At 71.8% G+C, this 23,280-nt stretch carries 27 protein-coding genes; 16 read left to right on the forward strand and 11 right to left on the reverse strand.

The genetic code is table 11. The annotated features are described in order from the left end of the window. Window positions 1-297: 297 nt before the first annotated feature. A complete protein-coding gene (locus tag ACEPPI_RS05915) occupies window positions 298-906 on the reverse strand; it encodes a hypothetical protein (protein ID WP_373914158.1) in 609 nt (202 codons plus the stop codon). Here ACEPPI_RS05915 and ACEPPI_RS05920 point away from each other — a divergent pair. Further along, a complete protein-coding gene (locus ACEPPI_RS05920) occupies window positions 887-1,105 on the forward strand; it encodes a hypothetical protein (RefSeq protein ID WP_373914159.1) in 219 nt (72 codons plus the stop codon). The two genes, ACEPPI_RS05915 and ACEPPI_RS05920, sit on opposite strands and share 20 nt — an antisense overlap. Window positions 1,106-1,271: 166 nt before the next feature. On the opposite strand, the gene ACEPPI_RS05925 is transcribed toward ACEPPI_RS05920, so the two are convergent. Next, window positions 1,272-2,786 carry an immunity 49 family protein gene (locus tag ACEPPI_RS05925; protein WP_373914160.1) on the reverse strand — a complete coding sequence of 505 codons (1,515 nt, stop codon included), beginning with the start codon at window positions 2,784-2,786 and terminating at the stop codon, window positions 1,272-1,274. A 180-nt stretch (window positions 2,787-2,966) separates the two neighbouring features. On the opposite strand from ACEPPI_RS05925, the gene ACEPPI_RS05930 reads away from it, so the two are divergent. The 4 genes from ACEPPI_RS05930 to ACEPPI_RS05945 all read left to right on the forward strand — a co-directional run bounded on the left by ACEPPI_RS05930 (window position 2,967) and on the right by ACEPPI_RS05945 (window position 4,661). Further along, window positions 2,967-3,341, forward strand: coding sequence for a hypothetical protein (locus tag ACEPPI_RS05930; protein ID WP_373914161.1), 375 nt, complete (start codon window positions 2,967-2,969; stop codon window positions 3,339-3,341). A gap of 300 nt (window positions 3,342-3,641) precedes the next feature. Beyond that, a complete protein-coding gene (locus ACEPPI_RS05935; RefSeq protein ID WP_373914162.1) occupies window positions 3,642-3,740 on the forward strand; it encodes an LPXTG cell wall anchor domain-containing protein in 99 nt (32 codons plus the stop codon). Beyond that, the gene (locus ACEPPI_RS05940) at window positions 3,733-4,287 is read left to right on the forward strand and encodes an RNA polymerase sigma factor (RefSeq protein ID WP_373914163.1); all 555 of its coding nucleotides are present in this window, start codon (window positions 3,733-3,735) and stop codon (window positions 4,285-4,287) included. The genes ACEPPI_RS05935 and ACEPPI_RS05940 overlap by 8 nt, the downstream gene beginning before the upstream one ends. Further along, the gene (locus ACEPPI_RS05945; RefSeq protein ID WP_373914164.1) at window positions 4,284-4,661 is read left to right on the forward strand and encodes a hypothetical protein; all 378 of its coding nucleotides are present in this window, start codon (window positions 4,284-4,286) and stop codon (window positions 4,659-4,661) included. Before ACEPPI_RS05940 ends, ACEPPI_RS05945 begins: the two co-directional genes overlap by 4 nt. Before the next feature lie 108 nt (window positions 4,662-4,769). On the opposite strand, the gene ACEPPI_RS05950 is transcribed toward ACEPPI_RS05945, so the two are convergent. Together ACEPPI_RS05950 and ACEPPI_RS05955 are read right to left on the reverse strand one after the other, a co-directional pair. Then, window positions 4,770-5,222 carry a hypothetical protein gene (locus ACEPPI_RS05950; RefSeq protein WP_373914165.1) on the reverse strand — a complete coding sequence of 151 codons (453 nt, stop codon included), beginning with the start codon at window positions 5,220-5,222 and terminating at the stop codon, window positions 4,770-4,772. Window positions 5,223-5,346: 124 nt separating this feature from the next. Next, window positions 5,347-5,604 carry a hypothetical protein gene (locus ACEPPI_RS05955; protein WP_373914166.1) on the reverse strand — a complete coding sequence of 86 codons (258 nt, stop codon included), beginning with the start codon at window positions 5,602-5,604 and terminating at the stop codon, window positions 5,347-5,349. Between the two features lie 337 nt (window positions 5,605-5,941). Here ACEPPI_RS05955 and ACEPPI_RS05960 point away from each other — a divergent pair, with 337 nt between their 5' ends. Continuing rightward, window positions 5,942-7,261: an NAD(P)/FAD-dependent oxidoreductase gene (locus ACEPPI_RS05960; protein ID WP_373914167.1), complete on the forward strand. Its 1,320-nt coding sequence runs from the start codon at window positions 5,942-5,944 to the stop codon at window positions 7,259-7,261. Window positions 7,262-7,307: 46 nt separating this feature from the next. Here ACEPPI_RS05960 and ACEPPI_RS05965 read toward each other — a convergent pair whose 3' ends face one another. The 5 genes from ACEPPI_RS05965 to ACEPPI_RS05985 form a co-directional block, all read right to left on the reverse strand. Continuing rightward, on the reverse strand, window positions 7,308-8,525 hold the full coding sequence (locus ACEPPI_RS05965; protein WP_373914168.1) for a DUF6545 domain-containing protein: 1,218 nt from the start codon (window positions 8,523-8,525) through the stop codon (window positions 7,308-7,310). Continuing rightward, window positions 8,518-9,093, reverse strand: a complete 576-nt coding sequence (locus tag ACEPPI_RS05970) for an ImmA/IrrE family metallo-endopeptidase (protein WP_373914169.1) — start codon at window positions 9,091-9,093, stop codon at window positions 8,518-8,520. The genes ACEPPI_RS05965 and ACEPPI_RS05970 overlap by 8 nt, the downstream gene beginning before the upstream one ends. A 474-nt stretch (window positions 9,094-9,567) precedes the next feature. Then, the gene (locus tag ACEPPI_RS05975; RefSeq protein WP_373914170.1) at window positions 9,568-10,149 is read right to left on the reverse strand and encodes a helix-turn-helix domain-containing protein; all 582 of its coding nucleotides are present in this window, start codon (window positions 10,147-10,149) and stop codon (window positions 9,568-9,570) included. Between the two features lie 585 nt (window positions 10,150-10,734). Further along, window positions 10,735-11,205 carry a MarR family transcriptional regulator gene (locus ACEPPI_RS05980; protein ID WP_373914171.1) on the reverse strand — a complete coding sequence of 157 codons (471 nt, stop codon included), beginning with the start codon at window positions 11,203-11,205 and terminating at the stop codon, window positions 10,735-10,737. A gap of 302 nt (window positions 11,206-11,507) precedes the next feature. Beyond that, on the reverse strand, window positions 11,508-11,666 hold the full coding sequence (locus tag ACEPPI_RS05985; RefSeq protein ID WP_373914172.1) for a hypothetical protein: 159 nt from the start codon (window positions 11,664-11,666) through the stop codon (window positions 11,508-11,510). Here ACEPPI_RS05985 and ACEPPI_RS05990 point away from each other — a divergent pair. The 10 genes from ACEPPI_RS05990 (at window position 11,629) to puuE (ending at window position 21,501) form a co-directional block, all read left to right on the forward strand. Then, window positions 11,629-12,726, forward strand: a complete 1,098-nt coding sequence (locus ACEPPI_RS05990) for an MFS transporter (protein WP_373914173.1) — start codon at window positions 11,629-11,631, stop codon at window positions 12,724-12,726. The two genes, ACEPPI_RS05985 and ACEPPI_RS05990, sit on opposite strands and share 38 nt — an antisense overlap. Before the next feature lie 169 nt (window positions 12,727-12,895). Continuing rightward, window positions 12,896-13,675 (forward strand): transcriptional regulator, encoded by a 780-nt coding sequence (locus tag ACEPPI_RS05995; protein ID WP_373914174.1) that lies wholly within the window; start codon window positions 12,896-12,898, stop codon window positions 13,673-13,675. Between the two features lie 166 nt (window positions 13,676-13,841). Further along, window positions 13,842-14,435 (forward strand): toxin-antitoxin system, toxin component, encoded by a 594-nt coding sequence (locus tag ACEPPI_RS06000; protein ID WP_373914175.1) that lies wholly within the window; start codon window positions 13,842-13,844, stop codon window positions 14,433-14,435. 3 nt (window positions 14,436-14,438) lie between these two features. Further along, entirely contained in the window at window positions 14,439-15,611 is a 1,173-nt protein-coding gene (locus ACEPPI_RS06005; protein WP_373914176.1) for an MAB_1171c family putative transporter, read from the forward strand. Next, on the forward strand, window positions 15,608-16,789 hold the full coding sequence (locus ACEPPI_RS06010) for an MAB_1171c family putative transporter (RefSeq protein WP_373914177.1): 1,182 nt from the start codon (window positions 15,608-15,610) through the stop codon (window positions 16,787-16,789). The genes ACEPPI_RS06005 and ACEPPI_RS06010 overlap by 4 nt, the downstream gene beginning before the upstream one ends. Window positions 16,790-16,900: 111 nt before the next feature. Then, complete coding sequence (locus ACEPPI_RS06015) at window positions 16,901-18,334, forward strand: NAD(P)/FAD-dependent oxidoreductase (protein ID WP_373914178.1); 1,434 nt, start codon at window positions 16,901-16,903, stop codon at window positions 18,332-18,334. Beyond that, window positions 18,327-19,718, forward strand: a complete 1,392-nt coding sequence (locus tag ACEPPI_RS06020; protein WP_373914179.1) for an FAD-dependent oxidoreductase — start codon at window positions 18,327-18,329, stop codon at window positions 19,716-19,718. Before ACEPPI_RS06015 ends, ACEPPI_RS06020 begins: the two co-directional genes overlap by 8 nt. A 98-nt stretch (window positions 19,719-19,816) precedes the next feature. Continuing rightward, entirely contained in the window at window positions 19,817-20,302 is a 486-nt protein-coding gene (locus tag ACEPPI_RS06025; protein ID WP_373914180.1) for a DUF2975 domain-containing protein, read from the forward strand. Beyond that, window positions 20,302-20,532, forward strand: a complete 231-nt coding sequence (locus ACEPPI_RS06030; RefSeq protein ID WP_373914181.1) for a helix-turn-helix domain-containing protein — start codon at window positions 20,302-20,304, stop codon at window positions 20,530-20,532. The genes ACEPPI_RS06025 and ACEPPI_RS06030 overlap by 1 nt, the downstream gene beginning before the upstream one ends. A gap of 48 nt (window positions 20,533-20,580) precedes the next feature. Further along, window positions 20,581-21,501 (forward strand): allantoinase PuuE, encoded by a 921-nt coding sequence (gene puuE / locus ACEPPI_RS06035; RefSeq protein ID WP_373914182.1) that lies wholly within the window; start codon window positions 20,581-20,583, stop codon window positions 21,499-21,501. Between the two features lie 144 nt (window positions 21,502-21,645). Here puuE and ACEPPI_RS06040 read toward each other — a convergent pair whose 3' ends face one another. Continuing rightward, window positions 21,646-22,584, reverse strand: coding sequence for an NAD-dependent epimerase/dehydratase family protein (locus ACEPPI_RS06040; RefSeq protein ID WP_373914183.1), 939 nt, complete (start codon window positions 22,582-22,584; stop codon window positions 21,646-21,648). 57 nt (window positions 22,585-22,641) lie between these two features. Then, on the reverse strand, window positions 22,642-23,244 hold the full coding sequence (locus tag ACEPPI_RS06045; RefSeq protein WP_373914184.1) for an ABATE domain-containing protein: 603 nt from the start codon (window positions 23,242-23,244) through the stop codon (window positions 22,642-22,644). Window positions 23,245-23,280 lie beyond the last annotated feature (36 nt).

A 23,280-nucleotide genomic window follows, 5' to 3' on the forward strand; every position in this document is an offset into this window, starting at 1 on the left:
CACGACGTCCTGGCGGAACTCTTCCGGATAGGGCTTTGGCACAGCGACATCCTTCCCACCTGCCCCACAGGGCAAGCCAGTTCAGATGTCACCCGATCGTGCGGCAGACCCCTCCGCCACAGACCGCTTGGACGGAGCAAGTCCGGCCAGCCACGATCGCCATGTCGCTTCGACATCGTTCATCACACCAGGATGCCCCGCCGACCGCGCGACGTGAGCACGACCAAGGGATCATCCAAGCGAGGTCGGCGCCACCGGCTGAGGGGACCGGGGGAGCGGGGGCGGCTGCCCCGGCCCTCATGCCTCCGCCGGCTGCGGGACCGCGGGCCACAGGCGTTCCACCAGCGGGGTTCTGCGGTGGCGTACCGCGGCGTCGCGGAGGCCGGCCATGGCCACGTCGCGGTAGGGGCTGGCCGCCAGTTCGCGGGCGGCGTCGGCGCGTACGTCCTCCTCCCGGCGGCGGGCGACGGCCGTGTCGAGGGCCTTCTGGAGCATCGCCTGGGGGCCGTCGGCCAGGCCCCCGATCAGCCGCAGCCAGTCCTCGCGGTCCGCGGTCGAGGCCAGTCGGGTCAGCGGCTTCTGCCATTTCCACCCCAGCCGGGTGACTTGGTGGGGGTCCGCCAGGCCGGAGCCCGCCGTCCCACGGGCCACTTCGAGCGCCACCTCGACGGCCTGACCGGGGCCGAACTCGCAGAGGCGCTCCGTCAGGAAACCGGCCCCCGAGTCGTGGATCGCCGTCGTGTCGGCCGAGAGCCGGATCTGCCCGGCCACGGTGTCGACCGCCGCGGCGACGGCTTCCCGCGTGTCCAGTGGGGTGAGGTAGATGGGCCGGCGGCACACGGACGCGGAGGCGCCCGTGCGGCGGGGCGCCGATGGGCAGCTGTAGATGGCCGTGCAGGACGTCACGGCGATGCTGCGCGACATGGCGCGGGCATTCGAGCTGCAGGCGCAGTCGGGCGAATGCGCGTGGACGGCAGAGGGCCAGGCGAACCGGGACGGGCTGGATGCGGGCACGATGCGCACGGTCGCGGGCATCCTCTGCGCGCAGGCCGACGAGATGGACGTCCAGCTCATCGCGATCGCGGGTCAACACGCCTACGGGTAGCCGCCGTTCGCGGCCGTGCACTCCGGGTGGGTCGGGAGTGCCGCTGCGCGACACCGCGGCCGGGGCCGCGGTCGGGTGCTCGTTCGCCGTCGGCCGGTGTGCACCCGACCACTCGCCGCCATCCGCTGGGCCGGCTCGGCTCCGGTTCGTGCCCCCTACGGCAGGGCTACGAAGGGTCGCCGGATTCGGGGATGTCCTCGATCCGCTTCCCGTCGAGCAGATGGGCGGGCAGGCCGGGCTGCTTCGGGTCGAGGGGGAAGCCGCGTTCGTAGGCCATGCTCGCCATCGCGAGGGGCCCGAGGGCGAGGCGGGCGCGCGGCGCCGCCGACCCGGACCAGTACCCGTCGTGTTCCGCGAGGGCTTCCGCCAGCGTCCCGGCGAAGGCGTCGGGGTCACCCGCGACGAGGCGGTGGAAGAGGGCGACGGGCTGGTAGTCGATCCGGTTCACGAAGTCCTTGGGCGCGTGGGTCAAGCGCTCGGGCATGGACGACTCCACGGTGGCCAGCAGCTTCTCCACCACCTCGTCCATGGACCGCCGGGAGAAGTAGGCCTGCAGGGTGTCGACCCAGTGCAGGACGTACGCGTCGACGGAGTCGTCCTCCCGCAGTCGCGCCGGCGGCACCGCGCACAGCCGGCCGATCCGGTCCGTCTGGCGGCATACGATCGCGAGGTACAGGGCGTCGAGCCAGGCGCGGGCATCCGCGGGCGGGTCGGCGGGGGTCGCGGGCAGCTGACCGACCCGGTCTTCGCCGAGTTGGCACTGCTGGGGCCGCGCGCCGGTGAACAGCGCGGAGCCGAGCTGGACCGAGGTGGCCCAGGCGTCCCACGTGTCGATGCCCGCCGCGTCGGGGTCGTCGACGCAGCGGGCGTGGGCGAGCGCGACGGCGGAGCCGAACGCGCCGCCCAGCCCCGCGGGGTCCGTGGCGAGACGCCGTACCGACTCGACGGTCGCCTCGGCGAGTTCGTCGACGTCGGGAGCCTTGTCCGCGGTGCGGGTGGCGATCCGGCCGGCGCCGTCGAGCCGGACCAGTCCCTTCATCATGGCGAGCAACTGCGGCGGGGGCTCCAGGGAGAAGGTGCGGGTCTCCTCGTCGAAGACCGTGAGCGAGGTCAGGCCGCCGGCGTGCCACCAGTAGACCTGCGGCGACAGGGCGCCCTGTCCCGAGTCCTCGTGGGCGCCCAACGCGTAGGCGGCGAGGGCGTTGACCGCGCCGACCACGGTTCCGTCGCTGACCGGGTGGAACACCAGGTTGTGCCGGCTGGGCACGACGACGAGGGCGCCGGTGTCCGGGAGCGGCTCACCGGTGACCTGCCGGGCCGTCTCGGACAGGAACAGGGCCTTGGCGGCGATGAAGTGGGAGTCGCCGTAGACGGAGTGCAGCCGTACCCCTTCTTCGGTGAGTACTTCCGCGTGCTCGACGGGTACCCGCATCAGGTTCGCGTACGCCGCCTGCCCCAGTTCCTGGAGCCCGGCACGCTCGACGTCCCTGTCGGTGAGGATCCGTACGCTGGTGGGTCCGTCGAGGGCGTACGCGAAGACGAGCCCGTCGGCCACCACGCGCGCGTAGCGCATGGCCCCCATGAGCTCGGGAGTGAACGCGGCCAGGGGCAGCAGCCGGGCGTGGACACCGCGCAGCAGTTCGGCGGTGTCCGTCGGGTGAAGGGCGTCGTCTCGATTCACCCCTCCGACTCTACGGGGAGGGTGTGACAGCGTGACCACGGGGCGACGGGGCAGGAGCGTTCTACAAGGTCACGCGTCCCATGTCCTTGCCGCGCCGGTCCAACTCGTCGACGATGCTCCAGTACCCCGGCTGTCCGGATTCCACCGGGTCGGTCAGGGCGTTGGAGAACAGGGGAGACAGTGACGAACAACAGCAGTTCCAGGAAGCGTCCGCCAACGGCGGCGGTACTCGTACCGCTCTTCATACTCGCCGGGTTGCTGCTGGGCCCGGCGGCAGCCGCAGAGGCGGCCGTACCGGCTGCCCGGCAGGCCCCCGCCGCCACGGCGCTGGCGCAGAACTCTCTCCCGGCGGGAGCCGGTGTGGCGGCCGGTCTCCGCGCACCGACGTCGTCCCGGGTCCAGGCCGTCACCGGCGACAAGAAGAGCAAGAAGAGCAAGAAGAGCAAGAAGAAGGGCGGGCTCTTCTCGAAATTGCTGATCGTCGTGCTCGTCGTCATCGTGCTGATCGTGGTCCTGTACGGCGTCCGCCGGGCGATGCGCCGCAGGTCGGCCTGAGGCCTGCCACGCAAGCGGATCCTGTACTCGAGCCCGACATCCTGCGGGACGCGGACCGCGGTCATCTGATGGACCATCAATAGTCTTCCTGCGCGGGCCGGGCCACGGCCCGCGCAGCAGGCCGCACCCCGTGCCCATCGCGGGCGGCCCCAGCTGCCACGACTGTCGGCGGAAGCTGGGGCTGACCTGCTTCCTCCCCGCGCCGATCGACTTTTCCGGGGACGGCCCGAATCCTTTTGGCGGGCACGAGCCTCCTATACGTGTGCCGACGACCGTCGGCACGGGAAACAGGAGGTCTTCATGCTCATCGGCATCGGCATCGCCATCGCCGCCGGAGCCGTGCTGCTCTGCACGTGCGCCTACTTCGTCACGCGCAAGCGGAAGCAAGCCCGTGGCTGACGCGTCCTGGCCCGCCGAACAGCTCGTCGTCGACGCCCAGCGAGGCGACGTCGACTCGATCACCGCACTGGTCGCGGGCTCGCACCCGAACGTACGGCGATTCGCCCGCTCGCTCTGCGCCACTCCCGAGGACGCCGAGGACGCCGCACAGGAAGCCCTGATCATCCTCTACCGCAAGATCGGGACGCTACGGGCGTCCGGCGCGCTGGCCTCGTGGATGTTCCGCATCGTCCGCAACGAGTGCCTGCGGCGCGCGCGGACGATGCGGTCCGACGCGCCCCTGCCGGATGCCGCCGTGAGTTCGGCCGAGGACGTGGTCCTGCAGCGCATCGAGGCGGGCCGGGTCGCCGCCGCCGTCGCCGCTCTGCCGGCCGAGCAGCGCCGCGTGCTGATCATGCGGGACATCCAGGGCTACAGCGGACGGATGGCCGCCGAGGCGCTCGGCCTCAGCACCGCGGCGATGAAATCACGCCTGCACCGCGCTCGCACCTCCGTCCAGCAGTCCCTCCGCGCCACACCCCGACCCACGACCGGAGACACCGCATGACGACGAGCACGGGAGCCGACGGCCCCGACTTCGCGAGTGCGTCCCTGCCCCGCCACCTGATCCGCGGCCTGATCGGCTTCGGCAGCCTGATCGCCTCGGTCGCGCTCGTCCCGACCACGGGCCCGGTCAGCCTGCTGCTCCTGCCGGTCGGCGTACTGGCACTGCGCGGCTGTCCGATGTGCTGGGCCATCGGCCTGATGCAGACCGTCTCACGGGGCCGGCTGCAGCGCTCCTGCGAGGACGGCCGGTGCACGCTGAAGGTCGCGGATCCTGCGGGGGCCGTTCACGCACCCCGGCCGGACCGGAAGCCCGCTGCGGGCCCCGCGGTTCCCACCCTGGGCGCTGCCGAGCCCGCCCGGCACGGGCCGGGGTGACCGGCCACCGACTCCACCCGGTCCGGCGAGCCGTTCCGCCGGTCGTCCCTCTCTCCCCCTTCGTGCGGGGGAGGGGGCGCGACTGCCGGCGGGATGACGAAGGGGTGCTCAAGCCGCCGGGGAACGCCTGACCAGGCGTCCGTTGAGGATGACTTCGAGCCAGGTGTAGCAGTCACCGATCCACAACCCGACCTCCGCCCCGCACCCCTCGCACGCCAGGTTCGGCCCCTCGTGCCCGCCCGGCCCGCAGCAGCCGCCCCACCGGCTGAGGATCTTCGTGGTACCGACCAGGTCGGCCGGGCTCAACAGCAGGTCCACCCCCGGCCCGTGCCCCGCCCGGGACATGCGGAATCCCTTGGGCGGCGAGCCCCAGGTGATGCGCCCCGGTTGCGGGTCGCGGGCGAAGGTGCCCGCCGCCATTCTGGGCGGGCAGGGGTCCACGGGGGAGTCGAGCGGCGTCCAGACCTCGTCCTCCGCGGGCGGTCGCACCTCACGCACCGGCACGGACAAACCGGCGCCGCACACGGCGCAGGCGAAGACCTCGGCACCAGCTGTCTGCATGTCCTCTTCCTCGTCGGTCGGTGCCGCCGAAGCTACCCCACAGCACCTCGGACCCTGTCCACGGCGGTGGTGGTTGGGGTGTCCACGGGAGCGCGACACGTGCGGCCGTCGGCGGATGCGTGCATCAGCGGTCGGGGGAATCGGGCACCCGGCGGAGTTCGAGCAGGGCCACCACGATCTTCACCGCCGTGGAGATCGTCAGGGCCTGGAGAAACGGCATGCCCATGAGCCACAGGGCCACCATCATGACCGTGAGGACCAAGAACGCGGGAAGCAGATGCGTGCGCATGACCGCACCCTTCAGGCGTTCGGCTCTGCTCCGGTCCCGGTCCACCGTGCTGAACGGGCGCGCGGTGAGGCCTTCCTCGTCGGCTTCCGGCATGGGGTGCCGCCCTTCCCTCGTACTCGTCCCCGTCAACAGCCTCGGGCACGACCCGGCGGCCTGCCACCGTTGTCACCCGTCCCCGCGGCCGTCCGGGGTACGGCACGTCCGATCCGGCCAACGGATCAGCATGCACGAGGACCGGAGTGTCGGGAGCGGGCTGACCCCGTACCCGTACACCGTGCCGCGGAACCCCCGGTGGATCTTCTGATCGCGTTCTCGCCAACCAAGCCCCCCGCTCACATTGGTCGTTGATCAGAACGGCCCTAGGGTGCTGTGCCGGGGCCGTGCGCGGGTCCTCGAACGGTGAGGGCAGTCGATGAAGGAGGGGGAGCACGTGCAGCACGTAGTCGTCCTGGGGGGAAGCATCGCGGGGCTGGCCGCGGCACGGGCCCTGCGGAGCCTTGGCACACGGGTCACCGTCGTCGAGCCCGATGGACTTGCCGCGACGGTCGCGCGGCGCGGTGTGCCGCAGAGCGGGCAGCTCCATGCGCTGCTCGACATGGGACGGACGCAGGCCGAACGCTGGTTCCCCGGCTTGTCGAAGGACCTGGTCGCCGATGGCGCGGTCCTCGGGTCGGGGAGCGAGATCCAGCTCTTCTCGAACGGACGGCAGAAGGTCAGCGTTCCCGGGAACGAGCTGATCGGCGTGAGCCGCGGCCTCCTCGAAGAGCACATCCGGCGCCGGACCCTGCTGGACGACGGGGTCACGGTGAGGGTGGGCAAGGCGTGCGGTCTGGACATCCGGGGCACGCGCGTGGTCGGCGTCCGCGTGCGCGCCGCCGACTCCGGCGAAGTGCACGTGGTGTCGGCCGACGCGGTGGTCGACGCCACGGGCCGTTCGAGCCGGCTGGCCTCCTGGCTCCGGGAGGAGGGGTGGCCGGAGCCCCCGGTCGACCGCATGCGGATCGACCTGGGCTACGCCACCGCGCGCTTCCGCAGGGGAGCGGAGCTGCCCGGCGTGCGCGTGGCGCACCAGCTGGCCGCCGCCGCGAGCGGTACCGGCGAGCAGCCGGACACCGGGGCCATGGCCGCGGTGGAGGGCGGCCAGTGGATGGCGGTCATAGCGGCGTACGCCGGCAAGCGCCCGACCCGGGACCCCGCCGATTTCCGCAGGCGCATGAGGGAGATGGACGCGAGCCCCTTCGGGGTCGTCGCCGACCGGTGCGAGCTGATCGGCGAGGTCGAGACGTACAGCATGGCGCACTCCCTGCGCAGGCGTTGGTGGGCCGTGGAGCGTCTTCCCGGAGGACTGTTCGTCGTGGGGGATGCCGTAGCGTCCTTCAACCCGGTGTACGGGCAGGGCATGACCAGTGCCCTTCTGCACGCGTCGTGCCTGGCCGGGTACCTGCGCAAGGGCGGCGGCCTCCATGCGCCGGCCCACGCCTACTTCCACCACATCAGGGTCGTGGTGAACGCGGCATGGGAGATCTCGACGCTGTCCGACCTGGCACAGCCGCACGTCACGGGTCCTTATCCCCGCGGCTACGCGATGGCCAGGAAGATGGCGGAATGGATGGAGGAGGCCTCCACGACGGACGTGTGGGTGAACGAGAGGTTCCTCGACGTCGTCAACATGCGCAGGCGTCCCGCTGATCTACAGGCGCCACGGTTCCTGTGGCGTGTCGCGATGGCGTGCGCTCAGCGGGGGCGGTGACATCGGGACGACCGGGACGACCGGGACGACCGGGACGACCGGGCGGCTAGGAGCTGGAGACCAGCCGCCCGTCCTTGTCCACTCCGGCCGAGGCCAGAACCTCGGGGTGGTCGAGGAGGCGGGCCATGCGGACCAGGTGGGCGCGTTGAGCAGCCGCTTCCAGCTCGGAGCCCGGCAGCGGGACGCCCCTGCCGCTGACCTGGGCGGCTCCGTCCTCGGCGAGCGCCACCGCCCCGAGGAGGACGGCGGCGGCAGCCGCGGCCCGCTCGTCGTCCTTCGACCAGCCGGCGCCGGCGGCAGCCTCGCGGACCCGGTCGGCGGGGGCGTGGCCGAAGTAGGGGTGCAGGCTGCGGATGCCGCTGAGGATGTCGGCCATACGCGTGATCAGGTGCCAGTCCCGTACGTAGACCAGTCCGAGCTGCGCCACCGGGTTGGGCTCGGTCAGCGCGATCCGGGGGTCGGCGCGACGCGTCAGCTGCCACAGCGGGGCCAGCGCCAGGTAGTCCCGACGGTCCGCGCGCCACGTGGCGATGGCGGCACCGGAGAACCCCCAGTTGATGATGATGGCCCCGATCGTGCCGGAGACCGGGCCGAGGCTGTGCAGGGGGTCCAGGCCGCGCCAACCGGTGGCGCCGGCCACGGTGGCCGGCCCGACGCACGCCACGTACCCGGCGATGAACCAGGTGGCGAACGCGATGTGCTGCAGTGCCCGGCGCAGCCTCGGATCGTTCTGCGAGGAGAGGGCGTTGTGCCGGAACCGCAGGGCGGTGGAGACGGAGGCGTAGCCGAGGCCCAGCTGGAACGCGCCCAGCATGACCAGGGTGCCGGGGTCCCGGCCGTAGGTGATGTTGAAGTCCAGCGGGTGCGGTGCGTCGTCGACCCCGGCAGCGAGGAATCCGGTGATCAGGGCACCCGCGACGAGGCCGTACACGACGAGCGGCCCGGTCAGCGGGTTGCGGCCGGCCTCGCCCGACGGGGAAGGGCGCCACAGCAGCGACATGATGTGCGTATGGGCGAAGAAGCCGAGGATGCAGAGGAAGACCAGCAGCTCGGCAAGGTTCTGTCGGCCCGTCAGATCGGCCGTGCCCCGGTAGACCACGGGCGTCGCGAAGACGAAGGCGCCCACGCCCAAGGCGGAGCACATGGCGATCAGCCGCAGCGCGGGCGAGCGTTCCCGCTGCCAGGCGACGAACTTCGCGAAGGTGGTGCACGACCCGATCGCGGCGACGGTGAGGTAGACGATGTTCGCCGTGTCCTCAGACACCGGTCCCCCTGTGACGCAGGGCGGAGCTCACCGAGGTGGTGGCGTCGCCGCTGATGTTGGTGATCATGCTGACGATCAGCCGCCCCAGGGTCTCGGCTTCCAGCTCGGGCGGAGTCTGCCCGCAGGACAGTGTCGTCTCGGGGCCGTCGAAGTAGGTGCGGGCCAGCATCATTCGGCTGACCTTGGGGTTGAGGGCGGGAGCCAGGCTCGCGAGCAGCTCGTCCTGAAGGTCATGTCCCGCTGTTTCCGGATCGTGCCCGAGGAAGGCGTGTGCCAGTTCGTGGGCGATGACGAAGTTCTGCAGGATGCTCTGCGAGTCCTTGTCGACCACGATGATGAGCTCGGAGGGTGCCCGAAGGAGTCCCCCCGTGAGCGGGTACTTCAAAGGGAGGTGGAGGATCCGGATCGGCACCCCGCAGCGGTCGGAGACGGCCGATACGACCTCGTCGATGGTCGGGTGGGCCGGCAGCCCGAGTTGCGAGCAGAAGGTGTTGCGCAATCTGCGGAGGGTGCGGATCTCCCGGAGCGTCTCTGAGACGATTCCGACGGTCTCCCGGATTCCCGCCACGGTCTACCCCTTCTGCAAGAACCACGGCACATGGGACGCGTGCTGTGGTTCCTTCGTGAATCTGCTGGATTCTTCGTACGCGGTCCCACGTCCTTGGACCGCCGACGGTGACGTTCGCCGCGGTTGAACAGGAGCCGGGCTCCGGTGGCTGCCTCCCGCTCTGCGTTCCGCGGTACGGATGTCCGACCCCACGGCGGGCGACCGCGTCTGGAGAGTCACAGTGAGTAGCTTGTACGTTCATTGCGAGGGAGATCAAGTGGGACAGGCTTCCGGTTGGCGTACTTCCTGGATCGGAAAGCCGTGGGGGAGAGGCAATCACGAACGAACCGGGTGATTCCGGCGGGGGCTCCCCGGGCGGGCCGCCGAGCCGGTCGAACGAGGCCTTTGAGGCCGTAGAGGCAGGGGCCGTTGCGGTGGGTGGAGGCGGTGGCCCGCTTCGCGCCGTGGAAGACGCCTGTGGCCGGCGCGAGGCGCTCAGTCCCGGGAGCCGGGCAACGTCCCGAGATAGCGGCTGAGGACCGCCGGGGCGCCGGCTTCGCGCAGCAGTGCAACGAGTTCCACCTGGTCCTTGGTCTCCTGCACCAGGGCGTCGGTGTCGGGGAGGGTGAAGAACGCGGGGCCTGCCTCGATGCCGAAGTGCCTGGCCAGGGCCTCCAGGGGGTCATCCGTGAAGAAGGACGGATCCACCTTGAAGATCTTGCAGAGCAGCTTCGTGGATTCGAGGCTGGGCTTGCTCTTTCCCTCCAGCAGGTTGTAGAGCCACATCCGCGACTTTCCGCATGCCCGGGCCACGTCCGTCTGGGTGTGGGGCCTGCCCTCGTCGGTCGTCCGGGTCTTCAGCAGGTGCCCGAGCCGGCCGATGAACGGGTCGTCTTCGACGCTCTCCCCTGCGGGCCTGCCCGCCCGCAGGGCCTGCAGGAACTCCAGCGGCACACCGGTGGTGTGGCTGACGGCGGCGTTCGACTGGGGCTCGGAGCCTCGCGGGAAGATGTGCGTGAACAGGAATGCGAGACGCTCTGAGATCAGCAGCGCCCGCTGGTCGCCCGTGCCGCTCATCGATCCCTTTCCTGCCACGTCCGAGTGGCTGTCGCCGTGACGGCCTGTCCGGCCGCACGGTGACTGCCGTGATCATCACCGCTTCCGCCGCGTTGGCGAGGGAACCGCCGCCGCACTGGCAGAACTCGGGGCGGCGGGCGCCCCTGCGAGAAGTTACTCGAACTGCATGCTTGCCGCATCAAGTCTAACCAGCAAGCCGTGGCGGCCGTCGATTCCAGCTCCCCGCCGACATCCAAGAGCCCTTGTCCGTCTCCAAGTTGGCGTCATGTGCAAACTATTGTTGACACCGGGCGGAGGGTGCAGCAGGATCTTGTCCATGCCGCCAGCTGGCCGGGCCCCTCCCGAGAGGTGAGGGGTCTTCATGGCTGGTTGTTTGCGCCGCCCGAAGGCAGCGATCCCCACGGGGGAGGGTCGCACCCCGGGTCGGGCAGCCCGTTCGGGCTCCGATCCGACGTCGGAGGGCGGCGCACGGCATCTCTTCCCGCAGGGGCCGGGCTGCGGCACCCGCCACCGACTCCGGCAGGTCCGCGGATCGGTGGAGCAGGTCGTTTCCCGGGCCGGACAGGCGCCCGGGTCCACGGTCCGTCAGGCGGCGGTCCCGCCCGCGTTGCGGATCAGCTGCATGAGCACCTTCACCGTGGTGACGTAGTCCGCGTCCTCGATGCCCTCGTGGAGGGCGGCGCGGATCGCGGGACCGTTGAGTGCGAGGTCGACGCGGGCCCGTTCCCCCTCCTCGGTGAGCCACAGCCGGTCCTCGGCGTCCCGGGTCAGCCAGCCGCGCTCCACGAGCACCTCGGCCTCCGCCGCCAGGTCGTCCTCGGGCCGGATGTACAAGGCCATGGCCTTGTACAGCTCGGGCAGGGTCATTCCCTCGCCGTCGGGCGAGATGTCGTTCTCCGACAGGTTGCGCAGCAGCCAGAACTGGGGCTGGGTGTAGCCCATTTCGGCCTGCCACGCCCGGGTGAAGGCGATGAGCGCCTCGTAGGCGACACCGCTCCAGTAGGCGGCGGGCTCTCCGGCGAGCTCGGCGTCGGAGAGCTGCTGCTGGGTCGTCATGGGATGTCCCCTCCTGGTGCTTCGGGTGCGGAGCCTGCGTGCCGTGCAGGTCATGTGGAGAACGTAGGACCTCAAGTCCGGTCGAGGTCAAGCGGGTGATCTTCCGGACGGCATCGACGCGGATCCCGAGGCGGCTTCCGGAGGCCTGACGGCCGAACGGGTGGCAGGTCTTCGCCGCCGGACAGCGCGGAGGTTCCCCGCGGTTCGAGCTCGTGCCCCAGGCGATCCGGGTGCCGGGTCCGGGAGCCCGACCCGGTACGCCGCTGCACCGCGGTAGTGCCGGGACGGGCCGACGGGGCAGATCAGTGCGCGCCGGTCAGGGGCACACCCAGCAGGGCTTCGAGTCGGGAGATCGTCTGCTCGGGCCGCTGCGCGTGAACTCCCGCGAAGCCGAGCCGCTCGGCCGCCTGCACGTACTCCTCGGTGTCGTCGACGAAGACGCACTCGTCGGCCGACAGCATTCCGCTGCTCGCGGCCCTCGCCTTCCTCCTCGGCCTCGGCGGACTCTTCTTCGACACGGCCGCCACGGCCTATCTGCCGGATCTGCTCGGCCGCGACCCCGCGCTCCTGGAGCGCGCCGACTCCCGCCTGCGCGGCACCCAGACCGCCGCGTCCGGCTTCGCCGGGCCGCCCGCGGGCAGTGCCCTGCTCGCGCTCGGCCGGGCGGTGCCGCTGCTCGCCGACGCGGTGTCGTTCGCGCTCTCCGCACTGCTCGTACGGTCGCTGCCGGCCGCGCCCAGGCCCGTACCGCAGGCCCGTGAGTCGCTGCTGAGACAGGCGCGGGCCGGCGCCTCGTACGTGTTCCGGAACCAGTTGCTGCTCGGGCTCGCGCTGCGTCCGGCGGTCGGGAACATCGCCTTCCTCGCCGTGGAGACCGTACTCGCGCTCTTCGCGCACGACCGTCTCGGCATCGACGCCTTCGGCTTCGGCCTGCTCCTGACGGCAGAGGCCACCGGCGGTCTGCTCGGCGCGGGCATCGCCTCCTTCCTCGGCCGGCGACTCGGCACCGGCACCGCGCTGACCTGCACGGCCACAGTCGAGGGACTCGCCATCCTGGGCCTCGCCGCCGCCCCGAACCCGTACGTCGCCGGCCTCGCGCTCGCCGTCTGCGGAGCGGGCATGGGCGCCACGATGGTGCTCGGCCCCTCCCTCCGGCAGGCGATCGTCCCCCCGCACCTGATGGGCCGGGTCGCCTCCACCTCCCGCATGCTCGCCATGTGCGCCGCCCCGTTCGGCGCCTTCCTCGGCGGCTGGCTGGCCACCGCATACGACGTGCGCACCCCGCTCTACACCGCCGCGGGCCTGCTCCTCACCATGACCGCCGTCACGTCGACCACGACCGGCAACCGCCGGGTCGAGGCGGCGCTGCGGGCCGCCGCCCCGGCCGCCGCCCCGGCCGACGTGCCGGCCGACGTGCCGGCCGACGTGCCGGATCACCCGGAACCCTCGGAATCCGTCCAGGAGCGTGTCGTTCAGGACGCCGTTGCGGCGAAGCGGCCGTCCGCCGGCGAGAAGGGGTGAAGGGATGGCCGGCCATCGAGTTCCTGCCACGACCGTGGCGGTTTGGCCGGAGTTCCATGGATCGCCTGCCACGGCTGTGGCAGGATCGGCTTCGCAACAGCTGCTGTGCCGGCGCTTCGACGAGGATGCCGGGGTGATGCGTCCTGCGCTACGTCGGGGGGACCAGCCGGTGACAGAAGCATTCTCCGTACCGCCCGTGTCCGCCCCGCAGTTGGCCACGGTCGTGGAACGGATCATCGACCTGGGGGCCAAGCTGGGCCGCGGCCGGGACGAGGTCCTGGATCCCGAGGAGCTGCACCGCGCCTCCGGGGTGCCGCTCCACGTCGTACGAGCGCTGCTCCAGGGGCGGCCGGCGGGGGAGCCGGACATCCACGAGCGGTTTCGGCAGCGGCTCGACCTGCTCCACGAGACGTACCTCAAGGAGAACGGCCGCAAGTTCTCGCACGGGGAGATCGCCCGGCAGAGCGGCATTTCCCGGCAGCAGGTTCAGGCGCTGCTCGGTGGCGACCGCCGCCCGACGATGGACCACTGCTCCCGGCTGGAACGGTTCTTCGAACGGCCTGCCGGCTTCCTTCAGTCGGACGACGCCGAGGCGCTGAGCTGCGTCCTGGCCGTCATCGAGAAGGCGCTGCTCCAGGAGTACCGGGAGCACAGCGAACGCGGCGTCCTGGCGGCGGCCCCGGCCGGCGCCCGGCGGCCGAGTCTCTACGAGCGACACGGCGTCGACGGCATCGCGCTGCGCGCGGCCCTGCTGCCCGACCAGGGACGCACCAGGTTGCTGGAGTGGCTCGACGACTACATGGACGAGCGTGCGGCCGAGGGGACTGCGGACGGGAAAGCGGACCGGAACGCCGACGAGCACGCCGACGAGCACGCCGACCGGAACGCGGACGAGAACGCCGCGAAGGACGCCGAAGGGAACCGGCGCTCGCCCGGCGATGCCTCCTGAGGCGCGCCGTCCGTTTCGCGCCGGCGGGCTCGGGGGGCCGTGCCCTGCCCCGGCGGAGCGGGCCGGCCGCGTGGAATCCGCCAGGGCGCGAACTCCTGCCCGTCGCGGAACAGGGCCGGGACCAGAGGCAGAAGCAGTGGCAGGGGCAGGAGCAGGGGAGAGACACGTGTTCAAGCAGCGGGAGATTCGGCGGTCCGTCGGCGCCCTCACGGACGGGATCGGACACCTGAAGTCTCCGGCTCCGGCCGAGGCGGTCTGTCGCGCGCTCTGCGACGCCATGGGGCTTCGCCGGGGGCGCAGGATCGAGTTCCGCACCACGCCCTTCCCTCCGGGCACCGCCAGCGGTCTCGCCCTGGACCTCGGGGACCGGGACCTCGTGGTCGTGGAACAGAAGACCGCGGCCGAGCACCAGATCGTCATCACCGGGCACGAGCTGCGCCACCTGGAGCTGGGCCACTGCCACCTGCACGTGAGCGAGGGCTCCGTGGCCGCTCGTCTCCTTCGCCACGACGCCGACTTACAGGCGGTGGTCGAGTCGGCTCTGGCGGTCGCGGGACGCCACAGTCCCGCCCTCCTCAAGCAGGACAGGGCCGCCGCCAGGAAGCACGCGGGAGAGGAGCAGGCCGCCGAGCGCTACGGCCTCGAACTGGCGCACGCCGTACGGCACCTGCTGGCAGTGCCCGACGCACCCGTACTCGACCGCGGCACGACCTCCGGCCGCATCGCGGCCGCCCTCGGCCACCACGGCATACGGGGCTGAACCATGTCCGATCTCGCCTTCTTCGTTCCGGCCGCGCTGGGGACCGTGGCCGTCCTCGTCCGGCTTCCCAGCCTGCGCAGGAACACCCGCGATCCCCTCCTCCGGGCCGTCGTGGTGTTCCTGCTGACGGCCACGGGGGTCTTCTACTTCGGGGCGACCTCGACGATCGTCAAGGTCAACGAGATCACGGGCGTGCCGAACTTCGCCGCGCCCCTCCTCTACTCGCTCCTGATGGCCTGCTGTGGCTCCGGCATCATCCTGATCATCAACTGGCGAGGTGGCCCGCCCGCCTGCATCCGGAGGTCCACGCGCTGGTGCGCGGGAACCTACGCGGCCCTGGCCGTCGCGATGTACGCGCTCTTCGCCCTCGGCGAGGCCCCGGTCGAACGGCTGGAGGACCTGGACACCTACTACGCCAACACGCCGTACATCCGCGAAATGATCGTGCTCTACCTGGTGGGCCACTCCGCCGCGGCGGTGATCATGGCCTCCCTGTGCCGGCGCTGGCTGAGCGATGTGTCCCGGGAGCTCCGTGCCGGCCTGGCCCTCTTGATCGCGGGCTACACCAGCACCCTCGGCTTCGACGTGTGCAAGTTCGCGGCCGTCGGCGCTCGATGGGCCGGAACGGACTGGGACGTCCTCAGCACCGAGGTGGCACGGCCGTTCGTCACGGTCTCCTTCTGCCTGATCCTCCTCGGTTTCGGCCTTCCCCTCGCCGTCCAGCGCTTCAAGGCACCCTGGCGGGACTGGACCCGGTACCGCCGGCTGGGCACCCTGTCACGCCTGCTGCACGGGCTGACGCCGACCACGGCGGTGGTCAGGATGCCCCTGCTCTCCACGGTGGGCGTACGCCGGCTGCACCGCGAATCGGGCATCCACGACGGACTGCTCACCCTCAACCCCTACTTCGACCTCACCCTGCGGGCCCGCGCACTCGCCGACGCGCTGGCCCATGGCGCCTCCGACGACGACGCCGCCGCGGACGCGGACGCGGTCATGGTCGTCGCCGCGGTCGACGCGCTGCACGCCGACCCCGAGCGCCACGTGATCGCGTCCTCCCACGAACTTCAGACGGAACCCGGCGAAGAGCGCGATCTGGTACGGATCTCGCACGCGCTGGCCCGGATCCTCTCCGGGGGTCCGGGCGGGCCGGCGCCGGAGAGGGAGCACGCATGACCACCGTGTACTTCTACCTTCTCGTCGGCGTCCTGTCGGTCGCCTTCGCCCTGAGGGCGCCCGCACTGGTCAGACACTGGCGCGATCCCCTCGTCCGTTCCGTGTCCCTGCTCCTGCCGTTGGGCGCCGCCGTCTTCTTCTTCGCGGCGCCGCCGACGATTTCCCAGGTGAACGCCCTCACGGGCGTCCCCAACTTCTCGGTGCCGCTGGTCTACGGCACGGTCACCGCCGCCAGCGCCGCGCTCATCAACCTCACCATCACCTGGCGCGGAGGCCCGCGGGACCGGCGCCGGGCCGCCACCCGCTGGTGCGTCGGCGTCTACGGGGCGCTGATCGTGACGCAGTTCACCCTGTTCGCGCTCGGGGACGCGTCCGAGGAACGCCTGCGGGACTTCGACACCTACTACGCCACCACCCCGTACGTCCGGGAGATGGTCGTCCTGTGCGTACTGGCCTACGGGCTGGCGAACCTGGTCCTGGCCCGCCTGTGCTGGCGCTGGTCCCGTGAGGTCCCGGGTCTGCTGCGGACCGGGCTGCTCCTCATCGTGACCGGCTCGGTCCTGAGCCTGGGATACGTCGCGTGCAAGCTCACGGCCATCGGGGCGCGATGGGCCGGCCACGACTGGGACGGCGTCAGCACCACCGTCGCCCCGACGATGTCCTCACTCGCCTCGCTCCTCCAGTGCGTCGGCCTCGCCCTGCCCTCCACCAGCCAGTGCGTGATGAGCCTGTGGCGCCGGTGGTTGCAGTACCGGCGCCTGCGCCCGTTGTGGCTGACCATGCGCGCGGTGACCCCGTACGAACTGGTCCGCATTCCCTGGGGCTCCTCGCTCGGCAAGCGCCAGCTGCGCCGGACCTGCGACATCCGCGACGGCCTCCGGCTGATCGCGCCCCGTCTCGACCGCCACGCGCAGGAAGCGGTACGGGCGGACGCGCTCCCCGGCCCGCTGAAACCGGATGCGGCACGCCACGTCGCCATGGTGGTCGCGGCGTTCGACACCCTGCACGGCACCGGGGCCGACCCGGGGGAATGCAGCCTGGAGAGCATGCTCTCGGGCGACGACGAGCAGCTCGTGCGGCTCTCGGACGCCCTGCGCGTGCTGGCCGTTCCCGACCGGACCCGCAGCCCGGATTCCGGGCGGCCGTCGCTCTCCGAGCGGACCTCCGACCGCGTCTGACCACTCACCGATACGTCGGGCGGGGCCGCGCGGATGCCTGACCGCCGGGCGGCCCCGCTCCCCTGACCAAGAAGGCGCCCGCCCCTCGGCGGCCCGCGAGAGAGCAGTCACATGACCCACCCCGGCAACACCCCCACGGCGGCGATACGACGCAGGGCCATCGTCATGGGCGGCGGCCTGGCCGGCACCCTGGCGGCTGCCGCGTTGCGCGAGGCGGTGGACGAGGTCCTCATCGTCGAGAACGACGAACTGCCGGCCGCCCCGGATCCCCGCAAGGGACTTCCCCAGGCGAGCCACGCGCACATGTTCTGGAGCAGCGGAGTGCACGCCGCCGAAGCCCTCCTGCCCGGCGTCACCGACCGGTGGATGGCCGCCGGCGCGAACCGCATCCCGATCCCCACCGGCATGGTCGGCTTCACCGCCGAGGGCTGGCTGCGCCGCTGGAGCGCGGAGACCGCGTTCCTGATCGCCTGCAGCCGTGACGTGCTGGACCACGTGGTACGCGAGCTCGTGCTGGCCGATCCGAGGGTGACCGTCCTCCAGCGCACCCGCGTCGAGGGCCTCACCGGCACGGCCGCCCGAATCACCGGCGTGCGCATCCGGGGGGCGGACGGCCGGGAAGCGGCCCTGGAAGCCGACTTCGTCGTCGACGCGAGCGGGCGGGGCTCGCGGGCCCCGCGGCACCTGGCGGAGCTGGGGGTCGGGCCCGCCCCCGAGCGCTCCCTCGACCTCGGCCTGACGTACGCCAGCCGGGTCTTCCGGGCACCCGGGGGAACGGCCGGCTTCCCCATGGTCGTCGTACAGTCCGACCCCCGCACGGCGCGCCCCGGGCAGAGCGCCAGCATCCTGCCCATCGAGGACGGCCGGTGGATCGTCACCGCGGCCGGCACGAGAGGAGGCGAACCCACAGCGGTCAACGAAGACTTCGAGCCGTTCGCCCGCGGACTGCGCCACCCCGTCATCGGCGAGATCATCTCCGGCCTGGAGCCGCTGACCGACGTCACGGTCAACCGCAGCACGCGCAACACCCGCCGCTACTTCGAGAACGTCAGGAACTGGCCGGAACGGTTCGTCGTGCTCGGCGACGCCCTGGCGGCGTTCAACCCCATCTACGGGCACGCCATGTCCGTCGCCGCCCGGGCCGCGCTCGCGCTCCGCGATCTCGCGTCCGCCCACGGGGTCGACGCGCCCCGGCTGTCCCGGCGGGTCCAGAAGGCCATGGCCAGGCCGGTCGCGGCGGCCTGGGACCTGGCACTCGGACACGACGTGTTCTATCCGGGAGCGCAGGGAAGCGGCCAGAGCACCCCGACGCGCAAGGACAAGGTCCTGTCCGGCTACACCTACCGCCTGCTCAGCACCTGCTGCGGCAGCTTCACCATGACCAGGGACTTCTTCGACGTCACCTCCCTCCAGGCCCCCCTGACCACCCTGGTCAGGCCGCGCGTCCTCCTCGGCGCCCTGCGCGGCCCGCTGCGCCCGCCCCTGAGCGCACCGCCCCTGACGGACCGGGAACTGACACTCGTACGGACCGCCCCCCGTGCCTGAGGCGTCCGGCCCCGCCCGGCCCACCGCCGTCGTCATCGGCGCGAGCGCCGCCGGCCTCTTCGCCGCAGCCGCGCTCACCGAGTTCGCCGACGTCACGCTCATCGAGCGGGACGAGCTGCCCGAAGGGCCCGAGGGCCGCAAGGGCGTGCCCCAGGCCCGCCACGCGCACCTCCTGTGGAGCGGCGGTGTCCAGGCCTTCGAAGAGCTCCTGCCCGGCCTGACCGACGACATCGTCGCCCGCGGGGGCCGACTGGTCCACATCATGGGCGACATGGTCTCCCGGGCACCGAACGAGGTCTGGTTCCGCCGGTTCACGTCCACCCACCACCGCAACCTCGTCTCCTCGCGGAACCTCCTGGACCACGCCCTGCGCGAGCGGGTGCTCGGGGACCCGCGCATCGGCCTGCTCGACAACACCGTTGCCGAGGGCCTGGAAGGTGATGCCGTCCGCGTCACCGGAGTCCAAATCCGGTCCGGTGCCGGCGTACGGACCCTGTCCGCGGACCTGGTCGTCGATGCCTCCGGCCGCGGCTCCCGCGCCCCGTCGTGGCTCATGGACCTCGGCCTGCCCCGCGTCACCGAACGGGAGGTCGACGCGGGCGTCGCGTACGCCACCCGCGTGTACCGGGCTCCCGCGGCGACGGCGGGCGGCTTCCCGCTGGTCAACGTGCAGGCCAACCCGGCCAGAACGCCCGGTCGGGGCGGGATCATCCTCCCCGTCGAGGACGGCCGGTGGATCGTCACCCTGTCCGGCACCCGTGGCGGCGAGCCCACGAAGGACCCGGACGCCTTCGTCGACTTCGCCCTCGGCCTGGGCGACCCCGTCATCGGCACACTCATCGAGGAAGCCGAACCCCTGGGCGAGATCGCCACCACCCGCGGCACGGCCAATCGGCGCCGCTACTACGAGAGGATGCGCGGCTGGCCGGACGGCTTCACCGTGCTCGGCGACGCCGTCGCCGGATACAACCCCGTGTACGGGCACGGCCTCACCGTCGCCGCCCAATGCGCCCTCGCCCTCGCAGGAGTCCTGCGCGCGACCGGCGTCACCGCCCCCGGCGCGGCCCGCCGCGCACAGCGGTCCGTGGCCCGGCCCGTCGCCGGAGCGTGGGAACTCGCCGTCGGTCAGGACGCGTTCTACCCCGGCGCCAGTGACACGCCGCCCAGGGCCGTCGAGAGGCTCCTCGCCCGGTACGTCGACCGAGCCGTCGAAACCGGAGCCCGCAGCCCGCGTGCTCTCGGCGCCCTCCTGGACGTGATGAGCCTGGAGAAGCCGGCGACCCGTCTGTTCTCCCCGGACATGCTCCTCCCCATGCTCTTCGGCCGCAGACTGCCCCGTCTGCAGGGCCCTCCCCTGAGTGACGCCGAGAAGGAGTGCGTCTGAGCCCTTCGCGTGACCGCCATGGCGCCCTCCGTCCCGGACCTTGTCTCGTCTATCGACAATCGATAGATTTAGATCGTAAGTCGATGGAAGGGTGGGTCATGGGCAAGCTGGCAGTGGGTGCGTTGCGCGCCGTGCTCGCGGTGGTGCTCGTCGCCACCGTGTTCGTGCAGGCAGTGATGGTGTGGGCGTTGGCGACCGATCCCGAGGACGGGTCGCTCCCGCTGACCCCGCTGCGGGTGATCACGATCCTGGGCATGGTGGCGGCCCAGGTCGCCCTCGTCTGCGTAGGGCGGCTGGTGGCGATGGTGCGACGCGGAACCGTGTTCTCCCATGCTGCCTTCCGGTACGTCGACGGAGTGATCGGCGCGATCGTGGCGGCCGCCCTCGTGTGGTTCGCGGTCACGATCATCAACGCGCCCGGTCAGCGGGAGGACCCGGGGGTCACGGTCATCATGGGCGGGGTCGGCGTGGCCATCCTGGGCGTCGCGCTCATCGTGCTCGTGCTGCGGATGCTGCTCGCCCAGGCCGTCGCGCGCGATGGCGAAGCCGCGCGGATGCGGGCCGAGCTGGACGAGGTGATCTGATGCCGATCGCCGTCGACATCGACGTGATGCTGGCCAGGCGGAAGATGTCGGTGGGGGAACTCGCGGACCGTGTGGGGATCACGCCCGCCAACCTGGCGGTACTCAAGAACGGCCGCGCCAAGGCGGTGCGCTTCGCGACGCTCGCCGCGCTCTGCGAGGTCCTGGAATGCCAGCCGGGCGACCTGCTGCGCTGGGAAGCCGAGGAAGCCGTGGACGCCGCGGGCGGATGACGTGCCCCGGGGGCGAGGTTCCGCGCCCGACGCGCCATCGGCGGTAGGGTGCCGCCCGTGTCCGAGCAGCAGCAACGCGACCTCGTCGGCTACGGCGCCGAGCCGCCGCACGCCGCCTGGCCCGGTGGCGCACGCGTCGCCGTCAGCCTCGTCCTCAACTACGAGGAGGGCGGTGAACAGAACGTCCTGGACGGCGATCCCGCCTCGGAAGGCTTCCTCCACGAACTCGTCGGCGCGCCGCCCGTCGTCGGCGGGCGAGACCTGAACGTCGAGTCCCTGTTCGCCTACGGTGCGCGCGCCGGGTTCTGGCGCGTGCACCGCACGCTCGCGGCGCACGGCGCGCCGGTCACCGTGTACGCCGTGGCGCAGGCGCTCGAACGCAATCCGCAAGCGGCGCGGGCGATGGGCGCCGCCGGCTGGGAGGTCGCGGGCCACGGCCGGCGCTGGATCGACTACCGCCACGTTCCCGAGGACGTGGAGCGCACCGACATCGCGCACTCCGTGGCGACGATCGAGCGGCTCGTCGGACGCAGGCCCGTCGGCTGGTACACCGGCCGCACGAGCCCCCGCACGCGGAGCCTCGTCGCCGAGGAGGGAGGCTTCCTCTACGACTCCGACGACTACTCCGACGACCTGCCGTTCTACGTCGAAGCGGCCGGACGCCCGCACCTGGTGGTGCCGTACACCCTCGACGCGAACGACTTCAAGTTCCTCATCGTCCACGGCTTCACCACCGCCGACGACATGCTCACCTACCTCATCGACACCTTCGACGCGCTCCATGCCGAGGGCGCCGACCGGCCGCGCATGATGAGCGTCGGGCTGCACTGCCGCATCATCGGCCGGCCGGGCCGCATCCGCGCCCTCGACGGCTTCCTGGAGCACGTCGCGCGGCGGGGCGGCGCGTGGGTGGCCACGCGCGAACAGATCGCACGCCACTGGCTCGCCACGCACCCGCCTCGGCCCTGAACCGGCGCAGCCGCCACCTCCCCCGACGGTTTCCTCTACGACCCCGGTGTCCGGGCGTCCACGGGCGCCCTCGCGCTCGGTGGCGGCTCGCTCGCGCCGGAGGCGGCCGCGGCCGTCCGCTCGGCTTCGCAGGCGTCTGTTTCCTCAGGTGGTGGGGGCAGCGGACGGGGCGAGGGCTTCGGCGACGGCGCCGGGCAGCCAGTCGGCCGTGCGGGAGAAGGCGAAGCCCAGTTCCTTCGCGCGGGCATTGCTCATGGCGTAGTGGCGGTCGAAGGAGAACGGTGAGGCGGTCCCGCCCGCCGCGGCGGTGCGGTAGACGGGCTCCCGGCCGGTCTGTGCGGCGACGGCCACGGCCAGGTCGCGCACGTCGAGCAGGCCGTCGGAGCAGGCGTTGAGCGGGCCGGTGAAATCGCTGCCGGTCGCCGCCCACCGCAGCAGGTCGGCCAGTTCCGCGTAGTGGATGAACACCGTGGGCAGTGCCCCCGCGTGCACGGTGATCTCTTCGCCGTGGGCGATGCGCCGGGTGTAGTGCGCCAGCCGGCCGGTGAATTCCCGTTCTCCGCCGCCGAGTACGTGTGCGCTGCGTACGGAGGCGAACGCGAAGCCGCCGGCGCGGGTGAAGACGGCCTCGGCCTGGCGCTTGCCCTCGGCGTAGTGCGCCTCCAGGTAGGCCTCGTCGTGCCAGGGCAGGTCCATGGCCACCGGCCAGGCACCCGGGTCCACGTTCTCCTCCGGGACCGGAGCGCCCGCCGGGTCCGGCAGTACGGCGCCCGCCGGGTCGTAGACCTCGATCGTGGAGGTCATGACGTAGCGCCGGGTGCGGCCGGCGAAGGCGCGGGCGGCGATCGCTGCCTGCACGGGGGTGTAGCAGACCTGATCGACCACCACGTCGAAGGTGCGGGCACCGAGTACGGCGACGAGGGCCGCCTCGTCGTTGCGGTCGACGACCAGGTGCTCGACGCCGGCGGGCGGTGGGGTGGAGCCACGGTTGATCACCGTGACCTGGTGGCCGTCCGTTTGCAGGCGCTTCACCAGGAGCTTTCCGAAGTATCGGCTTCCGCCGATGACACAGATCCTTTGCATGCCCCCATCCTCGGCACCTGCCGTCGCAAGCAGAAGTGGCCGATTGCTGCACGGGTATTAAGTATTGCTGTCGACCGATGTGCGGCGGGCGTACGCGCGGGCGGCGCGGGCCCGGTCGCCGCAGCGGGTCGAGCACCACTGGCGGCGGCCGTGGCGCAGCAGGTAGCGGTTGCAGGGGGCGGAGCCGCAGGCGGTGAGGCGTTCGGCGTCCGGGGAGGTGAGGAGGTCGGCGGCGTCGGCGGCGAGGGCCGCCAGGGCGTGGTCGACGATCGCGGTGGTGGGGTGGGTGGTGGCGCGGTAGGGGCCGTTCTCGTCGTCCCAGGCCAGCAGTGGGGCGGTCGGGACGCGGGTCATCGCGTCGTTGACGGCCCGGACGGCGGCGGGGAGGGCGGGGAGCCCGGCGGCGCGGGCCGCGAACAACGACCTGATCTGTTCGCGCAGCGCGCGCAGTTGCGCCGTGCACATCTCCCGCATGCCGGCGTCGGCCGGGGCGAGACCGCGTTCCGTCAGCCAGTGGTTGGCCTGTGCGGGAGTGCCCAGGAGATCGAGGGTGTGCCCGCCGGGCCGTGCGACGGCGCTGTTGGCGAGGGCGAGGGAGATGTGCTCCTCCTCGCCCTGGGCGGGCGGCACGAGGGGTTCTTCCCGTACGGACTCCTTCATGTTCCTCATGTTACGGCTTGCGGCCATCCGTGAGAA

The organism is Streptomyces sp. AB3(2024) (assembly GCF_041862025.1).
Taxonomy (GTDB): Bacteria; Actinomycetota; Actinomycetes; order Streptomycetales; family Streptomycetaceae; genus Streptomyces.